Here is a 7,293-nt window from a genome sequence, read left to right on the forward strand (position 1 = left end):
AGACGGGAGACGGGAGACGATTTCATTTTGTCTATTTAGGAGTTAATACTGTCAACACCTTATGAGTCCATGTATCTAGCACTAGTATTCCAACACATACCTCTCGATTCCTACAGCGAAGTGTTCCCGACTCTCGAAACGCAGCGTCCTATAGGATGAAGTCCGTTCTCGACTCCCTAAAATAAAGAAAGCGCCGGTCTCTCAACCAGCGCTTTACTATTTTCGTTAACCGTTTACTAAGTCATGGTTAGCCGATGTTTTTACGTGCGTTTTGGAACATACGCATCCAAGCACCGTTCTCGCCCCAACCTTCTGGAGACCATGAGTTCGCGACTGTACGGAAGACACGCTCTGGGTGTGGCATCATGATAGTTACGCGGCCATCTTGAGTCGTTAAACCTGTGATTGCGTTTGGTGAACCGTTCGGGTTGTTCGGGTATTGTTGCGTTGGGTTACCGTGGTTATCCACGTAACGAACGGCAACCGTACCTGATGCTTCAATCGCTGCTAGGTGATCAGCATCACGCACTTCTACGCGGCCTTCACCGTGAGACACTGCGATTGGCATACGAGAACCAGCCATGCCGTCGAAGAATACAGAGTCAGACTTCTGAACTTCAACTAGGCTGAAACGAGCTTCGAAACGCTCAGATTCGTTACGAACGAAGCGTGGCCACAAGTCTGCACCTGGGATTAGCTCTTTCAGGTTCGATAGCATCTGACAGCCGTTACATACACCTAGAGAGAAGGTATCTTCACGCTGGAAGAAGCCTTCAAACTGGTTGCGAGCTTGCTCGTTGAACAGGATAGACTTAGCCCAACCTTCACCAGCGCCTAGAACGTCACCGTAAGAGAAGCCACCACAAGCGACTAAGCCCTGGTACTCTTCTAGAACCGCTTGACCGGTTAGGATGTCGCTCATGTGAATATCTGTTGCTTCAAAGCCTGCACGGTCAAAGGCTGCTGCCATTTCAACGTGAGAGTTAACGCCCTGCTCACGAAGGATTGCCATCTTAGGCTTAGCGCCTTTCGCGATATATGGCGCTGCGATGTCTTCATTTACATCGAAGCTTAGCTTAACGTTTAGGCCAGGGTCTGAGTTGTCTTTCTTCGCTTCGTGCTCTTGGTCAGCACATGCTGGGTTATCACGTAGACCTTGCATCTTGTGCGTTGTCTCTGCCCAGATAGTGCGTAGTTCAGTACGGTTACGCTCAAGAACCACTGTCTCACCAGAAGTAATCACTAGCTCATCAGAAGCTTCTACTGAACCAATTACGTGTGAACATGCTTCAAGACCGTTTGCTGCTAGCGTTGAAAGTACAGCGTCTAAATCTTCGTTCTTAACCTGAAGTACCGCACCTAGCTCTTCGTTGAATAGTGCAGCTAGAGCATCATCACCTAGGTCAGCGATGTCAGCTTTAACGCCACAGTGACCTGCGAATGCCATCTCAGCTAAAGTAACGAATAGACCGCCATCACCTTTATCGTGGTAAGCCACTACTTGATCGTTCGCAACTAGAGTTTGAACGCCTTCGTAGAAACCTTTTAGCTGTGCTGCGTTATCTACGTCTGCTGGCTTATCACCAAGCTGCTTGTAAACCTGTGCTAGAGCCGTTGCACCTAGACGGTTTTGACCGTTACCTAGGTCGATTAGGACAAGGCTAGTATTGCCTTTATCTGTGCGAAGCTGAGGTGTGATTGTTTTACGAACATCTTCAACACGAGCAAACGCAGTGATGATTAGAGATAGCGGAGACGTTACTTCTTTCTGCTCGCCATTCTCTTCCCACTTAGTCTTCATCGACATTGAGTCTTTACCCACAGGGATAGTCAGACCAAGTGCTGGACATAGCTCTTCACCCACCGCTTTAACCGCTTCGTAAAGACCTGCATCTTCACCCGGGTGACCTGCTGGAGACATCCAGTTTGCAGACAGTTTAATGTGTTTGATATCACCGATGTTTGTCGCAGCGATGTTTGTGATTGCTTCACCAACCGCTAGACGAGCCGAAGCACCGAAGTCTAGTAGAGCAACTGGCGTACGCTCACCCATCGACATTGCTTCGCCGTGGTAAGTGTCGTAGCTTGCTGCGGTTACCGCGCAGTTTGCTACTGGAACCTGCCAAGGGCCAACCATTTGGTCACGCGCAACAAGACCAGTCACCGTGCGGTCACCGATAGTGATTAGGAATGTTTTTTCTGCAACCGTTGGAAGACGCAGAACGCGATCCATTGCTTCGTTTAGCTCGATACCATCACGGTTAACCGCTGGGTTGTTCGCTTTTAGCGTTTTCGCATCACGGTGCATCTTAGGTGTCTTACCAAGAAGCACATCCATTGGCATGTCAATTGGCGTGTTCTCGAAATGTGAATCTTCAAGTTTAAGCTCACGCTCTTCTGTTGCGATACCAACAACTGCGTATGGTGCACGTTCACGCTTACAGATCGCATCGAATACTTCCATGTTCTCTGGCGCAACTGCCATTACGTAACGCTCTTGAGATTCGTTACACCAGATCTCAAGTGGGCTCATGCCCGGCTCGTCATTTGGTACGTCACGCAGTTGGAAGATACCACCACGCTCGCCATCGTCTACAAGCTCTGGAAGTGCGTTAGAGATACCGCCCGCACCCACATCGTGGATAAATGCGATAGGGTTAGCATCACCAAGTTGCCAACAACGGTCGATCACTTCCTGACAGCGACGCTCCATCTCTGGGTTTTCACGCTGTACTGAAGCGAAATCTAGGTCTTCTGCTGATTGACCAGATGCCATTGAAGATGCAGCACCGCCACCAAGGCCGATGTTCATTGCAGGACCACCAAGTACGATTAGGCTTGCACCTACTGGGATCTCTTTCTTCTGAACGTGCTCGTCACGAATGTTACCCATACCACCAGCAATCATGATTGGCTTGTGGTAACCACGAACCTCTTCACCTGCGTGTGAGTTAACTTTCTCTTCGTAAGTACGGAAGTAACCAAGTAGGTTTGGACGACCAAATTCGTTGTTGAACGCAGCGCCACCAAGTGGACCTTCTAGCATGATGTCTAGAGCGTTAACTATGCGACCTGGCTTACCGAAATCTGTTTCCCATGGCTGTTCAAAACCAGGAATACGTAGGTTAGATGTTGTGAAACCAACAAGACCTGCTTTTGGCTTACCACCAATACCAGTCGCGCCTTCGTCGCGGATTTCACCGCCTGAACCTGTAGAAGCACCCGGCCAAGGAGAGATCGCTGTCGGGTGGTTGTGCGTTTCCACCTTCATTAGAATGTGCGCTTTCTCTTGGCTGTAACCGTACTGGCGAGTTTCTGGGTTCGGGAAGAAACGACCTACATCTGAACCCACCATGACTGCTGCGTTATCTTTGTACGCAGACAGAACGTTTTCTGGTGTGGTTTCAAATGTGTTTTTGATCATCTTGAACAGAGACTTCTCTTGCTTAACGCCATCGATAGTCCAGTCTGCATTGAAGATCTTGTGACGACAGTGCTCTGAGTTCGCTTGTGCAAACATCATTAGCTCAATGTCAGTCGGGTTGCGTTCTAGCTTATTTACGAACGCATCGTAAAGGTATTCGATTTCATCATCTGCAAGTGCAAGACCTAGGGTAACGTTTGCGTTTTCAAGCGCAGCACGACCGCCTTTTAATAGGTCAACGTCTGCTACAGGAGCAGGTTCTGCCGCTTGGAATAACGCATTTGCTGCATCAAAATCAGTAAATGTCACTTCCATCATGCGATCATGGATGAGTGCTTTTACATCAGCAATTTGAGCATCGTTAAGAGGAGTTGATGTCTCTACGTAGTATGCAGTGCCGCGCTCAAGACGTTTTACTTTGTCTAGACCACAGTTGATTGCGATATCAGTAGATTTAGAAGACCAAGGCGAAATAGTGCCCGGACGAGGCGTAACAAGAAGTAGAAGACCTTCTGGCTCATGCTCTTCGATCGTTGGACCGTAAGTCAGCAATTTTTCCAGTTTTTCCAACTCTTGAGCATCAAGGTCAGACTTTAGATCCGCAAAGTGCATGAACTCAGCGTAAATGCCAGTGACAGGCAGATCTTGTTCACGACAAAGTTCCAGTAGTTTATTAACACGAAACTCAGAAAGAGCTGGGGAGCCACGCAAAATTCTCATGTGCTTAGGTCTCTTATTGCAAGTGATTAAGGTGATATTGGAATAAATTCAGTGGGTTATACTGTTTTCTTCGAAGCTATTCCCGAAGGTTTTTCAAACCTATGCCGATGCCACCTCTTCGTTGCGAGCGCATTATATAGCAATTGTTTTTGTGATGTAACACCAAAAGCAACCGTTTGCGTCATTTTTTTCGTCAAATTTGAATTACGACTAAAATGTCGATAAATCACACAATGTCGCACTCTATCTGTCTGATTCACTTTGCCCCACCAGCTCGCTTTGATATAAAGGCAACTAGAAATTTATCGAGACGTACCGAATTAATGCAAATAAGTCAGTTCAACCGACTCAAGCGCAGCGCCCTACTTTTCGCTTCTGTGCTTTTACTTTCTGCCTGTCAGATTGAGTCGGAACCCAAAAGTGAATTCGAGCAAATCCAAGAGCGCGGTGTCCTACGTGTTGGCACGCTTAACAATCAACTCTCCTACTACATCGGTCCTGATGGCCCTGCTGGCTTGGATTATGAACTGGCGCGTAAATTTGCAGAACAGCTCGGCGTTAAGCTCGAGATCAGACCCGCTTTTCGTCAGGCAGAGTTATTCCCAGCCCTTAAAAAAGGCGATATCGATATTATCGCAACCGGTCTAAATCAAACCTCTCAAGCGGTGCAACGCTTCCGTCCTGGGCCTGCTTACTACTATGTAAGCCAGCAAGTGGTGTACAAAAAAGGCCAGCTTCGTCCTCGTGATATAAACCAACTCATCAACTACCAAGAGTCGAAAGATGAGAAAGCGGGCGATGAAGGCACGAACGCCGGAGCAGAGACGCTACAAATCGTAGAACAGTCTCAATTTGTTCCAACACTAACGGCATTACAAAAAGAGCACCCAGAACTGCAATTTGAAATTGTGGGTGATGCGGATACTCGAGATTTACTGAAACACGTGTCGACGGGTGAACTGCGTTTTACCGTTACAGACTCTGTGGAACTGTCTTTGGCTCAGCGCCTTTACCCAGATCTCGCTTTAGCCTTTGAGCTAACCGAAGACCAACCCGTTTCTTGGTTCACTCGTCGTTCTGAAGATGAAAGCTTGTATGCCATGTTGATCGAGTTCTTTGGCAACATTAAGCAGTCTGGTGAACTCGCGACGCTCGAAGAGAAATACATCGGCCATATTGAAGCTTTCGACTACGTAGACACTCGTGCCTTTATTCGCGCCTTGGATAACACCTTGCCGAAATGGTCACCACTGTTCCAAAAATACAGTGAAGAGTTTGATTGGCGCTTGATTGCAGCCTTGGCATACCAAGAGTCTCACTGGAAACCAAAAGCGAAATCGCCAACAGGCGTGCGCGGAATGATGATGCTAACGCTGCCAACAGCGAAGAGCGTTGGGGTAACAGATCGCCTAGATCCAGAGCAGTCTGTGCGTGGTGGTGTGGAATACCTTCGCCGTATCGTGGCTCGAGTGCCAGACTCAATCAATGAGCATGAGAAGATTTGGTTTGCATTGGCCTCTTACAACGTGGGTTATGGCCATATGATGGATGCAAGACGCTTAACGAAAGCACAAGGTGGCGATCCAAACGCATGGGCAGATGTGAAAGAACGCCTACCATTACTGCGTCAGAAACGCTTCTACAGTCAAACTCGTTATGGTTATGCTCGTGGTGATGAAGCTCGTAACTACGTCGAAAATATTCGTCGTTACTACCAGTCGATCATTGGTCACGTCAGTCAGAAACCAGCGATTGATGAAGACACAGAAGATCTACAAGTGATCCCGCCACTCAGTCCAGACTTGTTAATTTCTGGAGCAGTGGAAACCTTGGCGGAGCAGACTTCTGGAGCGGTGGAAACGATCTCCAACACTGAGGAAAGTTCACCTCCAGAGGCGGGACAAACACCCGAACCAAAAGCGGAATAAACCTTTCGAAAATAGCGAGCTCACAGCTCGCTATTTTTTTATTGAGTCAACAGATAAAGTTATCTAGAATCCTCTCTTTCGGGCTTATCTAGCTTGTGCTGCTCCTTGGTGCCTTACCAAGGTTGGGCTCGCATAGCAGAGAGGCTCTTTTGGTCACCTCTCCTCGCACTGATGCCACCTTCGTCCGTAAGCGTGCCTCATCAGAATGTCATCGATTGATAATAAATCAGACACTTTGCCATGCGAGTGTCGGAGAGTGTGTTCGTTGTCTGCAAGAGGTTCTGATAATGAGAAAACGCAGAGTGCAGTCAAAACGTTTGAATAAGACAGTGGCTGCTAACCGCCGTAAGCGCAAGCTTACGTGTATGAAAAAGAAAGTCAGTGCACGTAACCGTGTTTTCGTTCACCTAGTGAATCACTGAGAACTTAAAGCAAACATCTACTGCGAAGTAGGTGTTTGCTAAAGGCAACCAGTAACTAAAAGCCCAAGTCCCCCCGCCTTTAAGAAGCCTTTTCCTTAAACTATTCGCCTTTTGTTTCCTGTTCATCATCGTTCGCTTTTTGCGCTTGCTTCTTCGCTTTAATCTCTTTGCGACGACGTTTGAAAAACGCTTGTAACTGCGAGCGACATTCATCCTCTAGCAACCCACTTTCGACTGTCGCGTAATGATACGCCGCTTGGCTTTCGAACAAGTTTAATACCGTCCCTGCCGCACCGGCTTTTAAATCAGGCGCACCGTAAACGACTCGTTTCACTCGGCTATGTAGCAACGCGCCAGCACACATTGGGCAAGGCTCTAGCGTGACATACAAAGTCGTATCAAGCAGTCGATAGTTTTCTAAAGCCTCTCCTGCTTTGCGTAACGTCTGGATCTCGGCATGAGCAGTCGCATCATGAGCACAAATTGAACGGTTCCAACCTTCCGCAATGATCTCTCCGTCTTTCACTAAAACAGCACCAACCGGCACTTCCCCTTCAGCTTCTGCTTGCTCTGCAAGCTCCATCGCACGGCGCATAAATAGTTCGTCTTGAGGGGAAAACTGAGAATCTGACAAAAGGAGGCTCCGGTATTTTGGATAGGTCGTAATTTAAAGTGGATTTTAACCTTCAAAGAGAGGAAGGGAAAGAGACGAGAGACGAGAGACGAGAGACGAGAGACGAGAGCCGAGAGACGAGAGACGAGAGACGAGAGACGAGAGACGAGAGACTATTTCATTTTG

3 protein-coding genes are annotated in these 7,293 nt (G+C 47.9%); 1 reads left to right on the top strand and 2 read right to left on the bottom strand.

Annotated elements, in window-relative coordinates:
• Positions 1–247: 247 nt before the first annotated feature.
• Positions 248–4,144, bottom strand: a complete 3,897-nt coding sequence (purL, locus tag KIT90_RS13875; RefSeq protein WP_285377138.1) for a phosphoribosylformylglycinamidine synthase — start codon at positions 4,142–4,144, stop codon at positions 248–250.
• 323 nt (positions 4,145–4,467) lie between these two features.
• On the opposite strand from purL, the gene mltF reads away from it, so the two are divergent.
• Positions 4,468–6,072 (top strand): membrane-bound lytic murein transglycosylase MltF, encoded by a 1,605-nt coding sequence (gene mltF / locus KIT90_RS13880; protein ID WP_285377140.1) that lies wholly within the window; start codon positions 4,468–4,470, stop codon positions 6,070–6,072.
• Positions 6,073–6,594: 522 nt separating this feature from the next.
• Here the strand turns inward: mltF and tadA are convergent.
• Positions 6,595–7,128 (bottom strand): tRNA adenosine(34) deaminase TadA, encoded by a 534-nt coding sequence (tadA, locus tag KIT90_RS13885; RefSeq protein ID WP_045481457.1) that lies wholly within the window; start codon positions 7,126–7,128, stop codon positions 6,595–6,597.
• Positions 7,129–7,293 lie beyond the last annotated feature (165 nt).

The sequence above is a fragment of the Vibrio sp. B172a genome (assembly GCF_030248355.1).
Classification (GTDB): Bacteria; Pseudomonadota; Gammaproteobacteria; order Enterobacterales; family Vibrionaceae; genus Vibrio; species Vibrio owensii.